The sequence below is a fragment of the Kitasatospora sp. NBC_01539 genome (assembly GCF_045040525.1).
Lineage (GTDB): Bacteria > Actinomycetota > Actinomycetes > Streptomycetales > Streptomycetaceae > Kitasatospora.
On sequence record NZ_CP109390.1, the window covers coordinates 2,661,622 to 2,684,101 of the forward strand.

The following is a 22,480-nucleotide window of genomic DNA, read 5'->3' on the forward strand; positions in this document are numbered from 1 at the left end:
GTCAACGGCTCCGGGCCCGCTCCGTCGCAGGTCGGCGGGGTCGGCCCGGCCGGGCGGCCGTGGGTCGTGCACGGCGGGCCGCCCGGAGGGGACGTGCCCGGCCGCCGCTCAGCCGCAGTGGCTCCAGTCGCTCGTCCACGTCGTGGACTGGTAGGTGCCGCCCCACTTCACGCAGGCGCTCGCGGCGTACGCGGAGACCGGACCGGCGTAGTACGTGAAGGTGCCGGGGTTGCTCAGCGCCGCACCGCCCTGCACCTCCAGCGTGGCGTCCATCGCGACGGCGCCGGTCGGACGGGTCGCCAGCGTCACCACGCAGTTGCGTCCGTCGGAGGGGTCGTAGAGCAGGTAGGCCACCGCGCCGCCGAGGTCGTGCGTGTCGATCACGCCGTACCCGCTGCCGCAGACCTGGCTCGCCGTGTACGGGTTGGCGGGCGCGGTGGTGGTCGGGGTGGTGTACCCCTTGATCACGTAGCCGTCGGCGGGGTCGACGGTCGAGGGCACGCTGCCCACCGCCTTCTGCGCGGCGGACAGCGTGATCGACACGACCTTCGAACTCACCGCGAAATCCGCCATGGTGGAGGCGTTCGGGTCGCCGTTCCAGTCGCCGTTCGCGGTGGTGACGGATCCGTCGGCGTTCACCGCGGTGACGATGCCCACGTGGTGGAACTCGGAGTCCCGGGTGCTGCCGTAGACGACGGCGTCACCGAGCTGCGGGCTGTACGTCGCGGCGGTGTGCAGGGTGCCGTTGGTCTGGCCGTAGGTGTGGAAACTCGCCGCGGAGGCGTCCAGGCCGGTGGTGACGAAGCCCGCGTTGCGCCAGGCCCAGAGTGCGAAGTCCGCGCACCAGTACTCGGGGCCGCCGGAGTACCCGCCGGCGCAACTGTGCTCGAACTGGTCGCCGCCCAGGCTGTTGTGGGTCGGGGTGGTGGCGCAGGTGCCGGCCGTCCGCCCGACGTTCGCCGCGGCGAGCGAGGCGGCCCCGCCGCCGGTGGCCGCCGAGGCGGCGGGGGCGGGGCCGAGGGTCAGGATGCCGGCGGCCAGTGCCGCGGTCACGGCCAGGCCGGACATCCGGCGCAGGAGTCGGGTGAGTGTCACGGGTCGGGGTCGCCTCTCCGAGCGGGGACGGGACGGGTGGCGTGCCCGCGCCGCGTCCCGCGTCCCGCGTTCCGCCGACCGTCCGACAGAACACCTCCGCGCAGCGCCGGTTGCCCGGCCCAGTCTCCGGCGCGACCGTATCGTCCCGGTCGCGCAGCCGACCCCGGTGCCCGGAGCCAGGCCGTCGGGGGGATTCGACGCGCGGCGGGCCGCGATCAGCCCCCCATCGGGTAGCGGCAGGCGGCCTGCGCCGCCTTCACCAGGTCCGTCCCCGGCGGGGCGGCGGCGAGCGGCACGGCCGGCCCTCCGCCGCTGCCGCCCGCACCGGTGCCCGTGCCGCCGTCCGCGGAGAGCGGGAGGAGGCGGGCGTCGACCACCGCGGTCGGCCCCCCGCCGCCCAGGCACGCCGCCGCCACGACGGGGACGGTCGCACCCGGCGCCGCCTTCGCCTGCAGCGGGCCGATCCGCCACGGCGTCGCGAAGCCCAGCGACCCCGTGGCGGTGAGCCCGATCTGCTGCCACGTCGGGGTCATGCCGGAGTCGCCCGGCGGGGCGAAGTACGCGGCGAAGCCGACGATCGCCACCCGGGTGCCCCGGGCGCGGAGTTCGACCGAGTCCGAGCCGCCGGAGCGCACGACGGAGAGGACGACCGCGGCCGGTGCCGGCACGGAGTCCGGGCAGGTGCTCGGCTGCATCCCGCCCGGCGGGTTGCCGTGCACCACGGCGGACGAGACCACCCCGCCGCCCTCGACCTGGAACCACCGGGCGTCGGGCGTGCCCGAGGTGATGTCCACGACGACGTCTCCGAGGCAGTACCCGGTGAGCTGCAGCGCGCAGGCGTTGCCGGCACGCCGCAGGACCGGTGCGCTGATGCTCGCACCGGCCCTGATCTGCGTGCTGACGTTGTAGGTCGTGCCCGAGAACACACCGGCCGGGCTGCCGGGGAAGCACTCCGGCTGTGCGGCGGGCTTCGACGCGGCGACGTCGGGCGCGCCGTCGCCACCGGCATGGGCGACCGCGAACATCCCCGCGAGCACGACCGCGGCGAACGCGGCGGCGAGCGCCGACCAGCGCACCCAGGCGGACACCGCCGCACCCGGACCGGCCGCGAGGTCCTCGGTGGGCGGCGGCAGTTCGGGCACCGGTGCGGGGGCCGGGGTCGCACCGGCCCGGCGACCGGGCGTCGCCCCGGCCAGGACGACGGCGGCGGCGTCAGGCCCTTCCGGCCTTCCCGGTTCCCCGGGCTCCCCCGGCCTTGCCGGCTCTCCCGGTTCGGCCCGGTCCGCCGGTTCGGCCCGGTCCGCCTGTTCCGTCTCCGCCGGTTCGGTCGGCGGCTCGTTCCGAGGAGCCGGCCGTACCGGGAGGAGGTCCTTCGCCACGCGGCCGTCCGCGCCGGAGCCCATGGAGCCCGCACCGGAGCCCGCAGCGGCGGCGCGTTCCCGCACGAGGACGGCGTCGAGTTCACGCCAGCGCCGCTCCCAGCCGGGCACGTCGCCGCCGCAGGCGCCGACGTAGGCGAGCGTCACCTCCAGGCTCGGCTGCCGGACGCCTCCGGCGGCGTCGCTCAGGGTGGTCGCGCTGAACCCGGCCAGGACCGCGAGCGCGCGGTAGGTCGGATTGCCGGCGTCCTCCCTGACGTTCCTGAGGTCGTGGGCGAAGGCCGGTATCGGCCCGTCGGCCGGATCGACGGGGCGCGGTTTGCGGGCCACTGAATCTCTCCTCGGTCTCCCGATTCATGATCATCGGGTAGTGGGAGAACCACGGTCACAGCCCCGATGTTCCTGACGGGTACAACACAGAAGAGTCTGGGCCATGCGCAGGCGAGTCGGTGACGCCGGGTCAGCCTGTCACGCGCAGCACGTCGGTCACCACCGCGTCCTGCTCGCCCATCTGGATCTTCACGGTCCGCAGTTCGGCGGCGTGCGGCGCCATCAGCGCGTTCTGCCGGTCCACCTCGGTCGCGAACCAGACACCGACCACGTTGTGCTGCTGCTTGCAGGCGACGTCGGCCTGGGCGGTCCGCTGCTCGCCGACGGCCGGCTCGGGCTTGCCGAACGCGGGATCGTTCACCGCGTCGAGCGGCGTCGCATAGGTGAATCCCTTCTCACGCATGCAGGCCGACCACGCCCGGAAAACCTTCTGGACGGCCGGCGCCTTCAGTGATTCGTCGAAACTCCGGGCGTCGACCTGCTGCACGAGCGCCGCCTCGCCGAGGAATGTCGAACGCCCCGAGAGCCGCTTCGTCATCTCCGCCATGCAGCCGCCCGGACCCACCGTCTTACCGCGGTATTCCGCGGCCGTTCCGTCGTTCTTTCCGGGCGACCCGTTCCCGTTCAGCACGAGCTGATATCCGGCGTCCTTGTTCGGCGCCGGTTCGACCTCACCGGTCGGCGGGAGATAACCGCGGTTCGCCGGCCCGAAATGGTATCCGGTGGTCCGCGCCTGCTCGGCGTTCGCCACTCCGTAGCGCATTTCCGTCACCGTCGCCGGCTCGCTGCGCGGGGCCGGCGGACTACCGGTGAATTCCAGCCCGTACCGCTTCACGCAGGCGGTGACCAGCGCCTGCGAGGCACGGTCCATCCGGAGCCGGGCCTGCGGCGTCAGCAGGTAGTCGGCGGCCGGGAGCCGGAGATCGGTGGCGTCGAGCACGGTGGGCGTGGCAGCCGGCGCCGGGGTCGCGGCGCCCGCGGGCCCCGAGCAGCCCGAGACCGCGGCAAGGAGGGCCACGGCGCCGAGAACGGCGGCGAGGGCGGGGCGGAGGTGGGATCGACCGGGCATGACCTGGGTGACTCCTCGTCGGACCGGTGGTGTGCAGAGGTGCGCAGGACCGGCACGTCGTACGGGCGCAGGGGCGGATGCCGGTCTGGTGCCCGCCCTGGTGCCCGCCCTGGTGCGGCGGTGGTGGCGGCAGCGGCAGTGACGGCGGTGCGCGCCGGGACGGCGCGGGCCGGCCGGGCGGAGGCCCGGCCGGCCCGGTCGGCTCAGGAGAAGCGCAGCGAGGCGTTCTCGTTGTAGGTGTTCGCCAGGCGGGCCTGGCCGGTGCCCGGCGCGAGACGGTCCGAGGCACCCGCGTAGTTCGAGTTGAAGTAGATCGTGGCGGTGCTGGTGCCGTAGTTCCACGCGGAGGCGGCGTTGTTCTTGATCGGCTGGCCGTGGATGAAGACGTACCCGGCGAAGTCCGAGATGTTGCTGTAGAAGTGCGCCTGGTCACCCGCGTAGTTCGAGTTGTAGTACAGGCCCACGTGGTTGTCGGCCGAGGCGGTGCCCGCGGCGATGCCGGTGAGGGCTGCGGCGACGGTGGCGGTGGCGGCGATGGCGGCCTTGATGCGCATGGGTGGTCCTTCCCAGGGTGTGCGGAACGGGGAGTACGAGCGGGGTGCACGGTCGGACTGTGCCGACGCGCGGGCACCGGGCGACGCCGTACGGATCGGCGGATCGGCGGATCGGCACGACTGCGGATCAGCGGTGGCGGATCAGCGGTGGCGGATCATCCGGTGCCGGGCGGCGGTGCTGCCGGGCGGCGGTGCTGCCGGGCGGCGGTGCTGCCGGGCGGCGGTGCTGCCGGGCGGTCGGGGCCGGCGCGCGCGGCGGCCCGCACGCGCGCGCCGGCGACGGCCGGCCGGTGGGGGCTCAGGAGAAGCGCAGCGAGGCGTTCTCGTTGTAGGTGTTCGCCAGGCGGGCCTGGCCGGTGCCCGGCGCGAGACGGTCCGAGGCACCCGCGTAGTTCGAGTTGAAGTAGATCGTGGCCGTGCTGGTGCCGAAGTTCCACGCGGAGGCGGCGTTGTTCTTGACCGGCTGGCCGTCGATGAAGTAGTAACCGGAGAAGTTCGACACGTTGGACGTGAAGTTGACCCAGTTACCGGCGTAGTTCGAGTTGTAGTAGAGCGTCGCCGAGTTGCTCGCGGACGCAGTGCCCGCGCCGACCGTGGCGAGCGCGAGCCCGGCGGCACCGAGCGCAATGGCAGCCTTGATACGCATGTGTTCGTCCTTCGCCTGGTGGGGTGCTGGAGCCGGATTCCGGATTCGCCTTTCTCCGACGTCCAGAACGCTAACCCCGGGCTCGTTCCGGCGGCAAAGCCGTTTGTTTAGCGACGAGTTCGCACCGCAACTGCCGTCATCACGGACGAACGGACGGGCCGGCCCGCGGGGCGGCAGGAGAATTCGGGCGCGCGGGACGGCGCACGGTGCTCCCGTGCGGCCGGGGCGCCGTGCGCGGACCGCCGCGCGGCGTGGTGCACCAGCAGCCGCCCGTACAGCTCCTGGTCGATGCCCTCGGGCGTCCGGCTGATGAGGCCGGCGCCCGCCGGATCGGGCCCGCGCAGGGCGGCGCGCAGGGCGGCGCGCAGGGTGCCGCGCGCGGCGCCCGCCATGACGTAGCCGGCCAGCAGTTCCCGGGCCGGGGCCTGGACCGGGTCGAGCAGGGTGGTGACGAGGTCGGGGCCGATGACCCGCCACGGGCGGCCCGCCAGGCTGACGATGAACGAACCGTCCCGGAGGCGGAGTTCGGGCTGGAACGGCACCACGGAGGACGGCAGCCGCCGGATCACACCGATGCCACCGGCCGCCGCCGCGGCCGCCGCCTCCGGACCGAACGGGCCGCCCTCGATCACCAGGAGCGCCCCCGGCAGCGCCGAACGCAGCAGCGCCCCCACCGGATCGGGCGCCTCCCACTCCGCGTCGAGCACGACGCCGGTGCCGCACTCGACCAGCCCGGCCAGTGGCAGCCGCGCCCGGCCGGAACCGTCCGGGAGGTCGACGGCGTGCTCCTCGACCAGCAGCACCGGCCGCCCCCGCCAGCGACTGCCCGGCGTGTCCGGACCCGCCGACGGGCGCACGCAGGAACGGAACAACTCACGTAACGGGCCCGCGCCCAGGCGTTCGCGCGCCTGGAAGATGCTCGCCTTGGTCGGCAGCGGACCGTCCTCCCACAGCCCGGCCCGGCGCAGCCCGGACGTCAGCCGCCGCATCACCTCCAGGTACGGCGCGGGCGCGAACAGCGCCATGGCCAGCACGAAGTAGACCATCAGCCGGGCGGACAACCGCCGTCGGCGCTGTTCGGTGCGGCCGCACGAGGCGATCGCCGCATCGACGGCGGACGCCGGGTACGTACGGACCAGCAGGCTCAACCCGTCGAAATCGGTGTGTTCGGTCAAGGGCGATCCCTCGCATAGTGGTGGGCCGACGGCGCGCACGGCACGGCCGTGCGCGGCACCGCGGGCGGACGGGCCGGACGGGCAGGGGCCCGTCAACAGCCCCGGGGAGCGGGCGCGGTGTCCGTACGACATGCCCGGGGCCGGTCACCGGGGGTGCGCCGGAAGCCGATCGGCGATCTCACAGCACACCCCCTCCGTACACGCCCTGCACGCCGGACACGCGGTCGCGACCGGCCGGAAGCGACCGGCCCCGCGCACGCCGGGCACGCCGACCGGCCCGGGTGAGCGGCACCCGCCCGGCCATCCTCACCCGGCCCGGTATCCCCCGCGTATCGCCGTGCGCCCGCCCGCGATACGCCGTCGTGCGGGTCGCGCCACCGGGCCACCGGCCCCCGCCTCGGGGCACCCGGCGACGCCGCCCGGCCGCCGGGCACGACGAAGCCGCAGGTCGGCGGACCTGCGGCTTCGTCGGGGTGCCGGCCCCGGCCCGGCGCCACGGGCCGACCCGGCGCCACGGCCCGTCCCGGCCGACGGGCGGCGACGGGAAGACGGAGGCGTCGGCGGAGGCGGGGAGGTGCCGGCAGGGACGGCGAGGTGTCGGACGGGAAGGCGTCGGTGGAGGCCGGGAGTGTCAGTGGAGGCGGACGGGGAGGTCCTGGAGGTCGTTCTGCGTGAGCACCGGCTTGTTGCGCAGTTCGGTGCCGGGAACCGCCAGGTGGAGGTCGGGGAAGCGCTCGTACAGGGCGGGCAGCGCCACACCGGCTTCGAGGCGGGAGAGCGCCGCGCCGGGGCAGACGTGCGGCCCGTGGCCGAAGGAGATGTGGCGGTTGGGCGAGCGGGTCACGTCGAACTCGCCGGCGGTGGGCCCGTGGGCCTCCTCGTCGCGGCCGATGGCGGCGTACGAGACGATCAGGGCGTCGCCCGCGGGAATCACCGCGTCGCCGACCGGCACGTCCTCGGCGGCGAACCGGATCAGCACGTGCGAGGTCGGGGTGGACCAGCGCAGGGTCTCCTCGACGACCGCGTCCCAGCCGACCTCGCCGGCCCGCACCCGGGCGAGCTGCTCGGGGTGGGTGGAGAGGTTGACGACGGCGTTGACGATCAGCGAGATGGTGGTCTCGTGACCGGCCGCCATCATCAGCTGGAGGGTGTTGAGGATCTCCTCGTCGGTGAGCCGGTCACCGCCGTCGGAGGCGAGGATCAGGGCGCTGGTGAGGTCGTCCCCGGGCTCCTCGCGGCGTGCCTTGACCACCTGGCCCATCAGCCCGCCGAGTTCGGCGAGGGTCGCGAGCACCTCGGCGGGCGGGGTCTGGGTGGAGAAGAACTTCTCGAAGAGCACCTTGAGCCGGGGCAGGCCGTCCTCCGGGAGGCCCATCAGCTCGCTGATGACGTACATCGGCAGCGGGTAGGCGAACTCCGCCTTCAGGTCGACGACTTCGTCCGCCGAGCGGTCGGCGAGGCCGTCCAGCAGGCCGGCGGTCAGCTCGGCGACCCGCTCGCGCATCAGCTCGACGCGGCGCGGGCTGAGGGCCTGGGCGACGAGCGTACGGAGCCGGCGGTGGTCCTCGCCGTCGACCGTGAGCATGGAACGGCCCGGGTTGGCGAGTCCGATCAGCGGCCAGTCGGCGGGTATCTCGCCGCGCTGCCAGGCGCCCCACAGGTTGATGTCCTTGACCATCCGCTTGTCGGTGAGCAGTTGGCGGGCCTCGGCGTGCCGAGTGACGGCCCAGACGGGCACCCCGCCGGGGAGTTCGACCTCGACGAGCGGGCCGGCGGCCCGAAGCCGGGCACTCTCGCCGTCCAGGTCCGTGACGAAGGGGTCGAGAACGATGCGCGCGCCGCTGGAAGAAGTCATCTCGTCGTGCCTCCAAGGGTCGGGGTCGGGGTGAATCGCACGGGGAGTTCCGTCAGACCGCGCAGCCAGGGGGACGGCCGGCGGGAGAGCGCTTCGGCGGAGGTGTCCAGGTCGATGTCGGGCAGCCGGTCGAGGACGACCTCGATGGCGGTGCGGGCGACCACCTCGGCGATCTCCTGCGCCGGGAACGGGCAGCGGTGCTCGCCGTGGCCGAAGGAGAAGAACGCGTTGTTCCCGCCGGTGAGGGCGGCGCCGTCGGTCCGGACCCGCGGGTCGGAGTTGGCGGCGGCCAGGCCCAGCAGCAGCATGTCGCCGGCCCTGATGTGGCGGTTGCCGAGCCGGGTGTCGCGGGAGGCCCAGCGGCCCGCCACGTTCTGGGTGGGGCTGTCCTCCCAGAGCACCTCGTTCATGGCCTCGGCGACGCTGTTGCGCCCGCCGAAGAGGGAGGCGGCGAACCGGCTGTCGGTCAGCATCAGCCGCAGCGAGTTGCCGATCCAGTCGGCGGTGGGCTGGTGGCCGGCCGCCATCATGACCATCAGGTCCTGCGCGACCTCCTCGGCGGTGAAGCCGGACGTGTCGGCGAGCATCCGGGAGACGACGTCGTCGCCGGGCGCGGCGTGCTTGTCCGCGAGGAGGCTCTGCATCGACGTGCCCAGGTGCACCATCCCGGCCATCGCGCGGTCCTGGCCGTCGATCATGTCGTTCATCGCGGAGACCAGGCCGGGCCCCTGCTCGTCGGAGAAGCCGTAGAGCCGGGCGAGCACGCGCACCGGCAGCAGCATCGCGTAGTCGCCGATGAGGTCGGCGCTGCCGCGGGCGCAGAAGGTGTCGATCAGCTCGTCCGCGAACCGCTCGGCGTGCAGCCGGAGTTCGGCGGGGGCGACGGCGCCGAGGGCGTTGCTCACCATGGCGGCGCGCTCCCGGTGCCGCTCGCCGACGGTGTAGAGGATGGACGGCTGCTTGTGGCCGATCATCGGGCGCAGCGGCCAGTCCTCCGGGATGCGGTCCCACTCGCTCCACAGGTCGGAGTCACGGCTGAAGAGCACCGGGTCGCCGGTGACCTGGTGCAGTTCGTGGTAGCCGAGCACGAGCCAGGCGGGCACGTCGCCGTCGAGCACGACGGGCGCCACGGTGCCGTGCTCCTGCCGCATCCGCCGGTACAGCACGGCGGGTTCGGTCTGGAACTCGGCACCCGACAGGGGGACGCGGGCGGGGCAGCCGGCGGTCTCGGCGGTCGGGGCGGTCTCGGCAGTCACGGGGAGGTCTCCTGGAGGGCGTACAGGGATCGGACGTGCTGCACCAGCGTGATGAGCACGTGCTTGCCGGAGTCCCGGAGGCGCGCGTCGCAGACGACGAGCGGCACCTTCGGGTCGAGGTCGAGCGCCTCGCGCACCTCCTGCTCGGTGTGGGTGGGACCGTCGAACTCGTTGCACGCCACGATGAACGGGGTGCCGTGCGCCTCCAGACGGTCGATGGCGTACCAGGAGTCCGAGATCCGGCGGGTGTCGACCAGCACGACGGCGCCGAGGGTGCCGGAGAACAGCCGGTCCCAGAGGAACCAGAACCGCTCCTGCCCGGGGGCGCCGAACAGGTAGAGCACGTTGCGCGCGTCCAGCGTGATCCGGCCGAAGTCGAAGGCCACGGTGGTGGACTCCTTGCCGCGGACCTCCGTGACGTCGTCGACGGCCTCCCCGGCGCGGGTCATCGTCTCCTCGGTGCTGAGGGGACGGATCTCGCTGACGGAACGCACCATCGTGGTCTTGCCGACACCGAAACCGCCGACGACGACGATCTTGAGGCCGTTGTCGGAGGTGGCCCGGAGCTCCGTGCGCACGGCCGGCAGGTCGGTGCCGTCCGGAAAGTGCGGGCCGGCGCCGTCCGGGCCGGCGCCGTCCGAGCCGGGGCCGTCCGGCCGTTCAGAGGTTGCGGAGGCCAACGAGCACCTGCTCCAGGAGGTCGGGATCCGGGCGGCTGTAGGCGGCCGCCGCGGTGCGCGGATGGCGGGCGCTGATCCGGCCCGTGTCGAGCAGGTCGGAGAGCAGGATGCGGACGATGCTCACCGGCAGCCGGAGTTCGGCGGCGATCTCCACCACCGCGGTGGGCCGCTGACACATCCGCAGGATCGCGGCGTGCTCGGACTGCAGGCCGGCCGCCGCGTCGAACTCGGCGACCACCAGGGTCACCAGGTCGAAGACGTCCGACCCGGCACGGCTGCGGCCGCCGGTCACGGTGTACAGCCGGTCCGGCGCGTCGTCTCTGCCGGGGCGGCTCACGGCTGCTCGGTACGGCGGGGTGCGGCGCGCAGGTGCTCGCCGATCTGCTCGACGAGCTCGCTGACGTTGTGGCCCACGAGCCCCGCGTCCGCCTCCTCGGTGGCGATGACCGCCACATGGGCGCCCTCGCCGGCCTCCACGATGAACAGCAGCCCGCCGTAGAACTCCGTCACCGCCGAACGCACCCCGCCGGAGCCGTCGCCGAACTCGATCGACGCGCCGTACGAGAGGGACTGGATACCGGCGGCGATCGCCGCCAGCTGGTCGGCCTGGTCGACGGAGAGCCCGGACGTACGACAGAGCTTCAGGCCGTCACGGGAGAGGGCGAGCGCGTGCCGGGCGCCGGGAGTGCGCGCGAGCAGGTTCTCCAGGAGCCAGTCCAGCGTGCCGTCGGTGGTGGACGCGGACGCCGGGGTGGGCTCGTTGACGGTGGCGGTCATCGGGGGGTGTCACCTTCCGGGTGCGGGGAAGCGGCCGGGGCCCGGCCGGTGATCGGTTCGGCGTCCGGCTGCTCCGGACGCCCGGGCACCGGGACGGTGCCCGCCGAGGTGCCGCGGACGGCCTGGCGGAAGCTGCTGAAACGGGCGAGGCCCGCGCCGGCGTCCGGCGCCGGCCGGGGCGGCACGCCCTCGCGGCGGCCCCCCTCCGCGGCGGCGAGGGTCTGCCCGCGCTGCCGGCGGGCGAGGCCCCCGGCGCCCGGGGTCTCGCCCTCGGCGGCGGACCGGGCCGCCTCGTACGGTGCGGCGGCAGGGGCGCCAGGGGCCACCGGCTCGGCCGCGGCAGCCGTCGCGCGTCCCGCACCGCCCGCCGCGCCGGAACCGAGCGCGAGCGACGTACGGGGGGCCGAACCCGGCTGCGGAGCGGTGACCCGGGTCAGCAGTTCGTGCGGCATGAGCACCAGCACGCCGGTGCCGCCGCGGGCGGACGGCCGGAACGACACCGCGAGACCGTGCTTGCGGGCCAGCCGGCCGACGACGGCGAGGCCGAGCCGGGTACCGGTGAGGCCGCCGAGGCCGGTGCTCTCCCCCGAGACGGCCTGCTTGGCCCGGTGCAGCTGCACCTCGCCCATCACCAGGCCGCTGTCCTCGACCGACACGATCACGCCGGCCGGGACCTCCTCGACGTACACGTGCACCTCGGCCGTCGGCGCCGAGAAGTTCGCGGCGTTGTCGAGCAGTTCGGCGAGCACATGCATGACACCCTCGGCGGCGTGCCCGGCGACGGCCACGTCGCTGTTGGAGTGCACCCGGACCCGCTGGTAGCCGCCGATCCGGCCCATCGCCCCGCGCAGGATCGACTCCATGCCGATCGGACGGGCCCACCGACGACCGGAGCGCGCCCCGGTCAGCACCGCGACGGAGTCGGCGATCCGGCCGGCCTGCGCTGCCCGGTGGTCCAGGTGGAGCAGGTCGCCGAGCACCGTCTCGTCGCTGTGCCGGTCCTCCATCTCCCGCAGGTCGGCCAGGATTCCGGTGGCGAGCGCCTGCAGCCGGCCCGCCGCGTTGGCGCAGGCGGCGAGCGCCGCGGCACGGTCGTCCTCCGCCTGCCGGGCCGCCGCGGCCAGCCGGGTGTTCTCCCCGGTGAGCCGCAGACGCTCCCGGTCGTACTCCTCCGACAGCGCGGCGACGACCCGCTCGCGGTCCTCGCCCAGCGCCGCGATCCGGCCGGTGTGCTCCTCCGACAGCTTCGCGAGGAGGCGCTCGTGCCCCTCCTCCAGCGCGGCGATCCGCAGCGTGCTCTCGTCGGAGAGCGTGGCGACGTGGTGGGCGTGCTCGTCGGCGCCGGCCGCGATCCGGCGCGTGTACTCGTCCGTCAACCGGTGCCGCTCGGCGCCGAGTTCACGCGCGAGCCCGTCCCGTTCCCGGAGCAACCGGTCGGCGTCCCGGGACATCGCCTCCGCCTCCGCCCGGTGCCACCGCGCGGACCGGACGGCATGCACGGCCACCCCCACGGCACCCCCGAACAGGACCGCGAGGACGGCCCCGCCCACGACGACCCCCGACCGCGCCGACCCGGGCACGGCAGCGGCGGACACCGCCGCCACCACCCCGGCCACCAGCACCGCCGCCACGAACCCCGCAGCAGGTCCACGCAGCCGCGAACGCTCCGAGCCGCGCCGAGGAAAGGAAGGTGACGCCGTCATCAAAGTCCTCTGGGATGCTCGTGGCCGCAGTGTCGCCCAGCGGATGCCGTCGATGAAGACGCGCACCTGTCAGATCAACGGTTGGTCACTATAGATGAGTTGACGATCACTTAGGAACACCGTCCGGCTGCTGAACGCATTCGCTTCCGCGTGCACAAGAAGCCGATTTCAGACAAGAGCGGCAGAACTCCACCGCGCGCCCCGCCACCAGGCCGCACCACCGGCCCTCGCGCGCGCCCGTGGCGCCGACGATGCGACCGCACGCAGCGGGACACCGGAAGACGACCCCGACACACCCCTCACGGCAGCCACCGGATGATCGCGACCCATCGGATCCCGACCGGCCGCGGTCGACGGGCCACACATGTCATCGCTCCTGGACCGGCCCGCCCCCTCTACCCCCACTACCATCCCGATCCGACCGGGGACTCGGAGACGGCCGGAGCCCTGAACGTCGGTGATCGCATCTCCGCCCCGACGTCCTGGACGGTTTCCTCGCCGGAACCGGCCTCTTCCTCAGCCTCCGAGCGCCATCGCCCTGAAGGCGCCGTCGTCAGCAAGCGCCGCGGGAGGCGGCGTGGATCTCGCGGATCCCGGCCACCGGATCCCCCTCCCGTTCCCGGCGGACCACGACGGCCGGCCGGGCGGCGAGCCGGGCACAGCGGGTCGGGCGAGGTAGGCCGAGAACCCGGCACAGCAGCGCGACCGGACAGCCGTCTGGGTGGTCGGCGCAGGCTTTCTCCGCGTCGATGAAGCGGCACACGTCGCCTACTCCACGATCTCTTCGCGAAGAAGGTCTCGGTGCACCGTGACTTTCACCAGGATCTCGTTCGCCCTCCTCACCTCGGCCGGCTCGCGACGGATCCGCCGCAGCACCTTCCGATCATCGCCGGTCGGCGTACCGACCGGCCCCAGGAGCCGGTCGATCTTCGCCTGCTCGACCCAGGGCCGCGTACCCCGGCACCGACGCCGAGCTCCCTGGTCGCCCCGGCCGGTCTCCGCCCGGTCGGGAGCACCAGCTCCACCGCGTCCTTCGTGAACTCGGCCGCGTACCGCTTACCGCTCTTGCCGCTCACGATCAGGAGCACTTCCTCCAGGACCGACCGTCCCGGTATCAAGCCGTCCAGGATCCCGGGGACTCCGCGGTCACGCCTCCACCGGTGCGGCGACCTCGCCGGTGCGCCGGAGCTTCTGCCAGCGCAGTCGGCCACCGGTCATCGCGGTGATCGCGGACTGCAACAGGACGATGTACATCAGCTGCCGGTAGACCAGTTGCTGGGTCGGCAGGCTGATCAGGTGCCAGGGCTTCTCGCGGTCGAGCCGGAAGGCGTACCAGGAGAGCGCGGCCTGGATCAGGAGGAAGCCGCCGAAGCTGGTGAGGGTCAGCCCGGCGTCCGCGAACAGCACGCCGTATATCAGGAAGATGTCGACCAGCGGCGCCAGCAGCGGGGCGACCACGCCGAACAGCACGACGAGCGGCAGCCCGAGGCGGCCGAAGCGCCCGGCCGGCCCGCCGGCGGTGACGGCGCGGCGGTGCTTCCACATCGCCTGCATGGAGCCGTAGCTCCAGCGGTACCGCTGGGACCAGAGCTGCTGGAGGCTGGCGGGGGCCTCGGTCCAGGCACGGGCGCGCTCGGCGTAGACGATCCGCCAGCCTTCGCAGAGCACGGCCATGGTGATGTCGGTGTCCTCGGCGAGGGTGTCGTCGCTCATCCCGCCGACCGCCTGCAGGGCCTCCCTGCGGAAGGCGCCGACCGCGCCGGGGATGGTCGGGATGATGCCGAGCATGTCGTACATCCGGCGGTCCAGGTTGTGGCCGAGGACGTACTCGATGTGCTGCCAGGCGCCGATCAGGGTGTCGCGGTTGCCGACCTTGGCGTTGCCCGAGACCGCGCCGATCCCCGGGTCGCCGAAGGGCTGGACCAGCTCGCGCACGGTGGACGGCTCGAAGACGGTGTCGCCGTCCATCATCACGACGATGTCGTGCGAGGCGGCCTCGATGCCGACGTTGAGCGCGCTGGACTTGCCGCCGTTGACCTTGCGGATCAGCCGGACGAACGGCAGGTTCATCTCCTCGACGATGTCCGCGGTCTCGTCCGAGGAGCCGTCGTCGATGACGATGACCTCGATCGGGTAGTCACTGGCGGCCAGCGAGTTGAGGGTGTTGGCGATGCACTCGCGCTCGTTGTAGGCCGGGACGAGCACGGTGACCGGCTCGGTGACGGGCTCGCCCCAGGCGTCCTGCCGCCTGGCGCGGCGGGCGTGGATCGGAGCGAGGACCAGCATCAGCGCGAACCGGCCGAAGTTCAGGAAGCCGACCACGGCCAGCAGTGCGATCAGCACCGGCAGGGTGTGCAGGGCCAGCTGGGTGGCCCAGATGTAGCCCTTGCCCGCCCACAGCTGGAAGCCGTGCACCGGCGTGGTGGCGCTGGAGGCGCCGAGCGCCTCGGAGATGGTGGCGAAGCGGTAGCCGTCGGCCTGCAGCTTGTCGATGAGCACGCCGAGCGCCTCGACGGTCTGGGAGCGGTCGCCGCCTGCGTCGTGCAGCAGGATCAGCTCGCCCGCGCCGGGCTTGGCCGGCAGCCCCTCCTTGACGATCGCGTCCACACCCGGACGCTTCCAGTCGTCGGTGTCGTGGTCGATGAAGGCGGTGACGTAGCCGCGGGCACCCAGGTACTTGATCACCGGGTAGCTCCAGTCGTCCAGCGCGGCCGAGTTGGAGGAGTAGGGCGGGCGGAACAGCGAGCTGTGCACCCCCGCGACGCCGGCCAGTGCCAGCTGGGTCTGGGCCATCTCCCAGCTGATCCGGGCGTGCGACTGGAACGCCAGGTCGGGGTGGGTGAAGCTGTGCAGGCCGATCTCGTGGCCGCCCGCCACGATCTTCCGGATCAGGTCCGGGTTGCGGGCGGTCATGGCGCCGGTCACGAAGAAGTCCGCGCGGACGTTGCGGGCCGCGAGGATCTCCAGGATCTTCGGGGTCCACTCCTCCGAGGGGCCGTCGTCGAAGCTCAGGACCACGGTGCGGTCAGGGATGCCGTAGCTCACCGGGTGGTCGTTCCTGCTGCCGCGCGCGTCGATGATCGGGCCGCCCTTGAGCAGATCCTGCGGCACGGTCGTCTGGTCGGCCGAGTCGGCGACCCGGGCGTCGTGGAACACCTCGTTGGTGGCCAGGCCGCGCAGGACGATGAGCGAGAGCAGGCACGCCAGCAGGGACAGCGGCATGAAGAAGCGCAACGGCGGCGCGGCCAGCCGGCGCGGCCTCCGCAGGGACTGCCGACGGCGCTGGTGGCGGGACAATGGCGCTCCTGGAGATGGGTGGTGCGGGCGGTTCAGGGCTGCTTGGTCGACTGGCCCGAGGGCGTCGCGCCACGCCGTGGGGTGGTCGTCGGCTTCGACGTGGTCTTCGTCGAGGGGGTCGCGGAGCGCGAGGGCGTCCTGGACGAGGACGCCGACGGCGAGTGCGACGGTGAGCGCGAGTGCGACGGGGTGGGTGACGGCGACGTCACGGGCGTGGGCGTGGGCGACGGGGCCGGCGACTGGGCGGGCGGATGCGCGGGTATCCCCATCGCCGGGGCGTCCGCCTGCATGCCGACCATGCTGCTGGCCATGCCGACCGCCAGGATCGCGCCGACCAGCGAGACCGGCCAGCCGAGACCCCGCAGCAGTCGGCCGCGCAGACCGGACTGGTCGACGAACACCGGTGCGGGAGCGGCCCCTTCGAAGCTTGACTCGAACACGTCAGGCTGTGGCGTGTGCACCGGTCCGTGTTCGACGGGGGTGATGGCTGGGCGCACCTTGCGACGCCTTTCAGTGCAGGGTACGTGGACCGCGGGAGCGTAGAGCGAACGGTAGTACACCGGCCTGAACCGAATTGGTCCCGATAGGTTGATTTGACCCGATATGACAGGGGGTTGTAATCGGATCGAGATACCGGCCGGCGCGCACCGGAATGCAGGCGTGTACTCACCGTTGACCTCGGACTCCGGCCCTCCGGATCCGGACGGGCACGCGCCGGAGGGGCTTGCCCGTCCCGTTAGGATGACCCCCTCATCCGATCAGTGCGCACGTGTGATCGGTACGCCCCAAGGAGCCCGCGTGAGTCAGCCCCGCCGCATCCCTCGTCACCGCGCGTGGAGCGTGCTCACCCTCCCGACCCTGCTGTGCGTGCTCACCGCCTGTTCGAGCGGTCCGGCGTCCGGTGGCGGCGACAGCAACGGCGACGGCGCCGCGACGGCGAAGGGCACGTCCGCGGCCAGCGCCTCGCCGACCCCGACCGGCCCGCCGGGCACCCTGTTCGACAACTTCCACTACACCGGTCCCACCGACCCCGCACTCACCGCCCACGGCTGGGAGATCCGCACCGGCGAGGGCGGCCCCGGGATCCAGGACACGTGGTCCGACGCCGGAGCGAGCTTCCCCGCCGACACCACCGCCCAGGGCGGCCGGACCCTGCAGCTGCAGGCGTCCACCGACGGCACCCAGAAGGGCACCAAGCAGGTCGAGATCCAGAGCACCGGCACCAAGCTCTTCAACGGCACCTTCGCCGCCCGGGTCTACCTCAGCGACAAGCCGGCCGGCGGCAAGAACGGCGACCACGTCGTCCAGTCCTACTTCCCGATCTCCCCCTCGGACGACTCGGCGAACTACAGCGAGCTCGACTACGAGTACATGCCGAACGGCGGCTGGGGCACGCCGGGTCCGCAGCTCGACACCACCAGCTGGTTCAAGGCCGATCCGCCGGACCGGGTCACCAAGCCGCACAAGCAGCGCTTCAAGGGCTGGCACATCATGATGGTCACCGCCGTGGACGGGAAGGCCACCTACTCCATGGACGGCAAGGAGCTGTTCACCAGCACCGGTAAGTACGTGCCGCGCGAGAAGATGGACGTCCACTTCAGCAACTGGTTCATCGACCTGCTGCCGTCCCTCGGCGGACAGCGCACCTGGAACCTGAAGATCAACTGGTTCTACTACAAGGACGCCGCGGCTGTCCCCTACGCGGATGTCCAGAAGACGGTGGACGGCTTCTACAGCGCCGGCACCGACTTCGTGGACACCCTCGCGACGTCCTGAGCCCGGTCCGAACGGCGGAAGGGCTGGCCGGGCCCCGGCCCGTCCTTCCGCCGTAGGCGCCCGGCCGGTGGTCGGCCAGTGGTCGGCCGGGAAGATCCCGCTCAGCCGGGCGAAGGTCCCGGGGATCATCGACTTCCACGCGTCACCGGCGTACTGCCCGCCGGTCGGCGCCCCGGTAGCCGCCCGTACCGCCTCGGCGGCCTCGTGGCCGTCACCCCTGGGGTCAAGCTGTCGCCGGACGTAGAGTATCGGCCCGACCGGGCAACTCCCTTCCGTGACCGGTGCGGTGGACTGATCCTCGGACGAGGACGCGGCCCTCCCGTTCCGAGGCGTTCGAGAGCGAGGAAAACGCGCTCGGCTGGATCGAGCGGATGCGGAAGGCCGCTTACCGTGGCATTCACCCGGCCGCGGTCACGATGACGCCGACCGAATACGGCTATGCCAAGCGGGAGTTGGCAACGCGGGGCCTGAGCCCGAGACCCTCGACCCCTACCGGGCCGGCCGGCGACTGCGCGTGCTGCCGGCCCTCGGTCACCCCGATGTCGCCACCATCACGAACGGCCCGGCCGACGGCGCCGTGCACGGGTGGATCGCGGACGAGTGCGGCAGGTCGACCGTGAAGTCGAGCCTCGCGGTGTTGGCCCGGGCCACGGAACAAGCGGTCCGGGACGGCCTCCTGGACGTGAACCCGGCCCGGGGTGGCCGGTTGGCAACAGGAACACAAGCGGGCCCAGGAGGAGCTGGACGACCCCCGCTCCCTCGCACCGCGCAACTGGGCGGCGCTAGACCAGCTCGCCACGGCCCTGGTCGAACGGCCCGCCGACCATCACCCGGGGCGACGTCGTGAGGTTCGCAGCCTGCACGGCCACGCGCATCGGAGAGGTCTCCGGCGGCCGGGCAAGCACATCAACCGGACGACCCGGATGTGGGACCTCTGCCGCCAAGGGCAAGCGCCGGAGAACGGCCCCGCTGATCCCCGAGATCCGCGCACTGGTGGAACAACGCCTCGACGCCGTCGAACCCGACCCGATGGCCAGGCTGTTGTTCACCGGTCCGCACCGCGGCCGGATCACCACCGCCGCCCTTCGCGACGCAACACACTGGGACGAGGCGGTGCTTCGGCTCGGGGGTACGAGCACCTGCGCCGCCACGATCTCCGACACACCGGGCTCACGTGGACGGCCGACGCCGCGGTCCCGCTGCACGTCCGGCGGAAGACCGCCGGGCACGGGCCGCTCACCACCACGCAGCGCTACCTGCAGTCGATCGAACCGGCCGACGAGGCGCTGAGCGTGCACCTGAGCGGCCCGCGCAGGGCCCTTGGTCCCGGAGTGGTCCCGACGGACTCTCCTGACCGCCATCTGCGGCTCGTTCGCTGAACCTGCCACAGGAACGGCAAAAGCCCCGCCAGCCCGGACTCTCGTCCAGCCAGCGGGGCTCCGACATTTCTGTCGGGACGACAGGATTTGAACCTGCGACCCCTTGACCCCCAGGCGCATCGACCCAGTGTGGCGCTGGGGATCACCCCTCGTAGACCTGCGGACCATCCCACGCAGAGGGAGACGAGGGGGCGCAGATCGCCATCCTTGCTCGCGGCTGTTGTGGTCAGCCGTCGTTGTCAAAGCCAAGACTCTGGCTGTCCGGCCAGTCTACGAGAACGCTCGCAACCAACCGCCGCTCCCCGACTGCGGCCGGGCAGCATCCGTCAGTACGGCTGCCACCACGGTGTCACTGGCATTTGCGCTGTTCAGAGCAACCACAGTGACAGAGTGACAGGTGTGACAGTCGCCTACCTCCCCAAGCTGTCACACCGCCGTCTCACTTCCCCATAGCCACTGCGGATCCTCGACACCCCGCAGCGCCAACTCACCCCTCCCTGCTCTTTTCGTTCAATATCGACGGATCTTTCAGTCTGGAGAGGGCAACAAACCTGAGCCTGTGCCCCTTGGCCCCCAGATCGCGCCGGTCCCGTTTCGGCGCCCACACAGCGTGTGGGCTTGATTCACTTTGATGGACACTCCTGATCAGGGGCTTCGGCCCCGGAAAGATGATGTCCATCATGGAGAACATGGGGAAGAAGAAGCCGCGTCCTCGCCGCTCGTTCACGCCGGAGTTCAAGGCCGAGATCGTCGAGCTGTGCCGATGCGGGGACCGGTCGGTCGGCCAGGTGGCCAAGGACTTCGACCTGACCGAGACCGCGGTGCGCGACTGGATCAGGCAGAGCGAGGTCGACGCCGGCGAGCGCGACGGCCTGACCGGCGACGAATGTGAGGAGCTGGCCCGGCTGCGGCGGGAGAACCGCAGGTTGCGGGAGGACGTCGAAGTGCTCAAGCGTGCGACGGCTTTTTTCGCGAAGGAGACCCGGTGACGGTGCACCCGTTCATCGAGGCGGAGAAGCAGAGTGGCCACAACGTCAAACGGGCGTGTGAGCTGCTGAAGGTCTCTCGTGCCGCCTTCTACGCCCGCCGACGCGGTGCCCTTCTTGAGGAATCCGGTCTCGTCGGCGATCAGCACGCCGTCGTCGGCGCCGAGGTGTTCCAAGACGTAGGCGCGTACCTCGTCTCGGACCTCGTCCGCGTCCCAGCGGGCGCTTCGCAGGAGCCGTTGCATCGGCCCGGGGCGGGCGTGGCCGGCCTGTTCGGCAAGCCGCCAGCAGTTCTTCCGCTCGATCCCGGACAGCAGGCCGAGCACGAAGGCGCGGGCGGTCGCGCGCGGCTCCACCCGTCGGAACCGGCCCGCAACCCTGGCCATGGCCTGGTCGAACATCGCCCGCCAACGGGCTGCGTCCATGCTGTGGCCCGCGGCCGTCGCACGATCTTCAGGAGTCCACACAACCCCGATGATCACGCGATGGCTGTTCCGGCCCTCGCGCGGGTCCGACGCGAGATCGAAAGGTCACACCGCAGTGTGGGGCTGATCGAGCGTAGGCTGCGGCACAGCTCGGCTCCTGGTCAGGCAGAAGGGATGCCCGGCCGGGTCGGTGAGAACCCGCCACCCATCGCCGCCCGGTTGGCGCTCCGGCTTGATCGCGCCCAGCTCCAGCAGCAGGGCCTCGGCCTCGTCCAGGTCGTCAACCGCGAAGTCAAGGTGCAATTGCTGCGGCGCGGTCTGGTCGGGCCACTGCGGAGCCCGGTAGTCATCAACCCGCTGGAAGCCGATGAAGAGCCCGTCCTCGCGAGTGAGACCAGCAAAGTCGCTGTCGGACTTGGGGTGAAGCTCGAACCCGGTGGCTTGCCGATAGAACGCGGCCAGCGCCTCGGGATCGGCGCAGTCAAGTGTTATCGCGGTCAGCTTCATCTGCAGGGGCATGGCGTCACACCGTAGTGATCGGCTCCCATGCTTGGCGACCTGATTTTCAACGCCGGTCCGGCAAAGAGTGGACGTGATGAACAGCCCCGCCCATGCAAGGTCACGAAGTCGCACTGGAGTATTAGTACTCCAGCCGGACTTCGACGTTTTGCCTGATCAGAAGGCTGCGCGGTGAGTGTAGTGGGCTGATGTCCGTCAGGGGCGGTCTTCCTGGGACCGCCCCTCGATCGTGTGCAGCCGGCGTTGGTAATGGCAGCGACGGGGGCAGCGTCCCGTTGTGATCAACGAGCCTGCAGCCGAGAGCTGGGACCGCGAACTCGACGACCTCTTCCTCCGTGTCGGCCACCGTTTCGGCCGCGTGGAGCCACGCCGCCGAATGCGCGACTACGTCCGCGGCCTACTCGGCCCGGTCGGCCGCAAGAACGGCTGGCAACTGGCCGAATACGCAGGTCATGCCACCCCTGACGGGCTGCAGCACCTCCTTGCAGGTTCCCGCTGGGACGCGGACGAGATCCGCGACGAGCTCCAGCACTACGTCGCCGAGCGCCTCGGCGAGATCAACGGTGTCCTGATCCTCGACGACACCGGCTTCATCAAGAAGGGCATCACCTCCGCAGGCGTGCAGCGCCAGTACTCCGGCACCGCCGGCCGTACCGAGAACTGCCAGATCGGGGTCTTCGCGGCCTACGCCTCCGCCAAGGGCCGGGCCCTGGTCGACCGGGAGCTGTACCTGCCCAAGTCCTGGACCGAGGACCGGGACCGCTGCCGAGCAGCGAAGATCCCCGACGAGCGGGACTTCCACACCAAGGGCGACCTGGCCAAGGCCATGGTGCTGCGTGCGCTCGCCTCCGAACTGCCGATCGCCTGGGTCACCGCGGACTCGGCCTACGGACAGGAAGGTCGCTTCCGGCGCCTGCTCGAACAGTCCGGCGTCGGCTACGTCCTGGCGGTGCCCAAGTCCCAATTCAGCGTGGGATGTCCACGCATCGACTGGCTGTTCGCCCAGGCCCCGGCGGAGGCCTGGGAACGGATCTCGTGCGGGGACGGCGCCAAGGGACCACGCATCTACGACTGGGCGGCCATCCGGCTGCCGGCCGTGGCCGAGTACGACTACCAGGACGAGACTCTCGTCCGCCGCCGATGGGCGCTGGCCCGCCGCAGCCTGACCAAGCCCGACGAGATCGCCTACTACCTCGCCTACGCACAACTCGACTCCACTGTGGAGCAGTTGGTGCGGATCGCCGGGATGCGCTGGGCGATCGAAGAGTGTTTCCAGGCCGCGAAGAACGAGTGCGGCCTGGACCAGTACGAGGTCCGCCGCTACACCGGCTGGATGCGACACATCACTCTGGCCATGCTCGCCCACGCGTTCTTGGCCGCGATGGCCGCAGCCGCGGCATCAAAGGGGGCTGCAGAAACGGTTCACGCACCATGGTCGACCTCACCGTGGCAGAGATCCGGCGACTCCTGGCAGGCGGCCGTTCCCGCGACTCGTGTCCGCCACGGTGCTCGCCCCGCGCTCACGCCTTGAACTGGTCCACTTGGCGCCGACGACACCAGGCCATCGCCCGTCGCTGCC

The 22,480-nt window shown here is 72.0% G+C and carries 18 protein-coding genes and 1 pseudogene; 3 read left to right on the forward strand and 16 right to left on the reverse strand.

From position 1 onward, the window contains the following. Positions 1-108 precede the first annotated feature (108 nt). The 14 genes from OG335_RS11390 to OG335_RS11455 all read right to left on the reverse strand — a co-directional run bounded on the left by OG335_RS11390 (position 109) and on the right by OG335_RS11455 (position 16,256). Positions 109-1,095, reverse strand: coding sequence for a CHAP domain-containing protein (locus OG335_RS11390; protein ID WP_405010968.1), 987 nt, complete (start codon positions 1,093-1,095; stop codon positions 109-111). A gap of 215 nt (positions 1,096-1,310) precedes the next feature. Further along, on the reverse strand, positions 1,311-2,804 hold the full coding sequence (locus OG335_RS11395) for a hypothetical protein (RefSeq protein WP_405010969.1): 1,494 nt from the start codon (positions 2,802-2,804) through the stop codon (positions 1,311-1,313). 130 nt (positions 2,805-2,934) lie between these two features. Then, the gene (locus OG335_RS11400) at positions 2,935-3,873 is read right to left on the reverse strand and encodes a hypothetical protein (protein WP_405010970.1); all 939 of its coding nucleotides are present in this window, start codon (positions 3,871-3,873) and stop codon (positions 2,935-2,937) included. A 203-nt stretch (positions 3,874-4,076) separates the two neighbouring features. Further along, a complete protein-coding gene (locus OG335_RS11405; protein WP_405010971.1) occupies positions 4,077-4,427 on the reverse strand; it encodes a peptidase inhibitor family I36 protein in 351 nt (116 codons plus the stop codon). A gap of 298 nt (positions 4,428-4,725) precedes the next feature. Next, on the reverse strand, positions 4,726-5,073 hold the full coding sequence (locus OG335_RS11410) for a peptidase inhibitor family I36 protein (RefSeq protein ID WP_405010972.1): 348 nt from the start codon (positions 5,071-5,073) through the stop codon (positions 4,726-4,728). A gap of 107 nt (positions 5,074-5,180) precedes the next feature. After that, positions 5,181-6,248 carry a transposase domain-containing protein gene (locus tag OG335_RS11415; protein WP_405010973.1) on the reverse strand — a complete coding sequence of 356 codons (1,068 nt, stop codon included), beginning with the start codon at positions 6,246-6,248 and terminating at the stop codon, positions 5,181-5,183. Positions 6,249-6,879: 631 nt separating this feature from the next. Continuing rightward, the gene (locus OG335_RS11420) at positions 6,880-8,103 is read right to left on the reverse strand and encodes a cytochrome P450 (protein ID WP_405010974.1); all 1,224 of its coding nucleotides are present in this window, start codon (positions 8,101-8,103) and stop codon (positions 6,880-6,882) included. Continuing rightward, positions 8,100-9,359, reverse strand: a complete 1,260-nt coding sequence (locus OG335_RS11425; RefSeq protein WP_405010975.1) for a cytochrome P450 — start codon at positions 9,357-9,359, stop codon at positions 8,100-8,102. Before OG335_RS11425 ends, OG335_RS11420 begins: the two co-directional genes overlap by 4 nt. After that, positions 9,356-9,937, reverse strand: a complete 582-nt coding sequence (locus tag OG335_RS11430; protein ID WP_405010976.1) for a GTP-binding protein — start codon at positions 9,935-9,937, stop codon at positions 9,356-9,358. The genes OG335_RS11425 and OG335_RS11430 overlap by 4 nt, the downstream gene beginning before the upstream one ends. Before the next feature lie 82 nt (positions 9,938-10,019). Then, positions 10,020-10,376, reverse strand: a complete 357-nt coding sequence (locus tag OG335_RS11435) for a DUF742 domain-containing protein (RefSeq protein ID WP_405010977.1) — start codon at positions 10,374-10,376, stop codon at positions 10,020-10,022. Then, the gene (locus OG335_RS11440; RefSeq protein WP_405010978.1) at positions 10,373-10,816 is read right to left on the reverse strand and encodes a roadblock/LC7 domain-containing protein; all 444 of its coding nucleotides are present in this window, start codon (positions 10,814-10,816) and stop codon (positions 10,373-10,375) included. Before OG335_RS11440 ends, OG335_RS11435 begins: the two co-directional genes overlap by 4 nt. Further along, positions 10,813-12,366, reverse strand: a complete 1,554-nt coding sequence (locus OG335_RS11445) for a sensor histidine kinase (protein ID WP_405015359.1) — start codon at positions 12,364-12,366, stop codon at positions 10,813-10,815. Before OG335_RS11445 ends, OG335_RS11440 begins: the two co-directional genes overlap by 4 nt. 1,299 nt (positions 12,367-13,665) lie before the next feature. Further along, positions 13,666-15,741, reverse strand: a complete 2,076-nt coding sequence (locus tag OG335_RS11450; protein ID WP_405015360.1) for a bifunctional polysaccharide deacetylase/glycosyltransferase family 2 protein — start codon at positions 15,739-15,741, stop codon at positions 13,666-13,668. A 107-nt stretch (positions 15,742-15,848) separates the two neighbouring features. Further along, positions 15,849-16,256, reverse strand: coding sequence for a hypothetical protein (locus OG335_RS11455; RefSeq protein ID WP_405010979.1), 408 nt, complete (start codon positions 16,254-16,256; stop codon positions 15,849-15,851). Positions 16,257-16,614: 358 nt separating this feature from the next. Between OG335_RS11455 and OG335_RS11460 the strand changes: the two genes are divergently transcribed. Then, on the forward strand, positions 16,615-17,592 hold the full coding sequence (locus tag OG335_RS11460) for a glycoside hydrolase family 16 protein (protein WP_405010980.1): 978 nt from the start codon (positions 16,615-16,617) through the stop codon (positions 17,590-17,592). A 2,059-nt stretch (positions 17,593-19,651) separates the two neighbouring features. Further along, positions 19,652-19,960, forward strand: coding sequence for a transposase (locus OG335_RS11465; protein ID WP_405010981.1), 309 nt, complete (start codon positions 19,652-19,654; stop codon positions 19,958-19,960). A gap of 86 nt (positions 19,961-20,046) precedes the next feature. Here the strand turns inward: OG335_RS11465 and OG335_RS11470 are convergent. Together OG335_RS11470 and OG335_RS11475 are read right to left on the reverse strand one after the other, a co-directional pair. Next, a pseudogene (locus OG335_RS11470) lies at positions 20,047-20,343 on the reverse strand (transposase); the annotation flags it as partial. A 144-nt stretch (positions 20,344-20,487) separates the two neighbouring features. Then, on the reverse strand, positions 20,488-20,901 hold the full coding sequence (locus OG335_RS11475) for a VOC family protein (protein ID WP_405010982.1): 414 nt from the start codon (positions 20,899-20,901) through the stop codon (positions 20,488-20,490). A 280-nt stretch (positions 20,902-21,181) separates the two neighbouring features. Here OG335_RS11475 and OG335_RS11480 point away from each other — a divergent pair, with 280 nt between their 5' ends. Then, positions 21,182-22,432: an IS701 family transposase gene (locus OG335_RS11480; RefSeq protein WP_405015361.1), complete on the forward strand. Its 1,251-nt coding sequence runs from the start codon at positions 21,182-21,184 to the stop codon at positions 22,430-22,432. Positions 22,433-22,480: the final 48 nt, after the last annotated feature.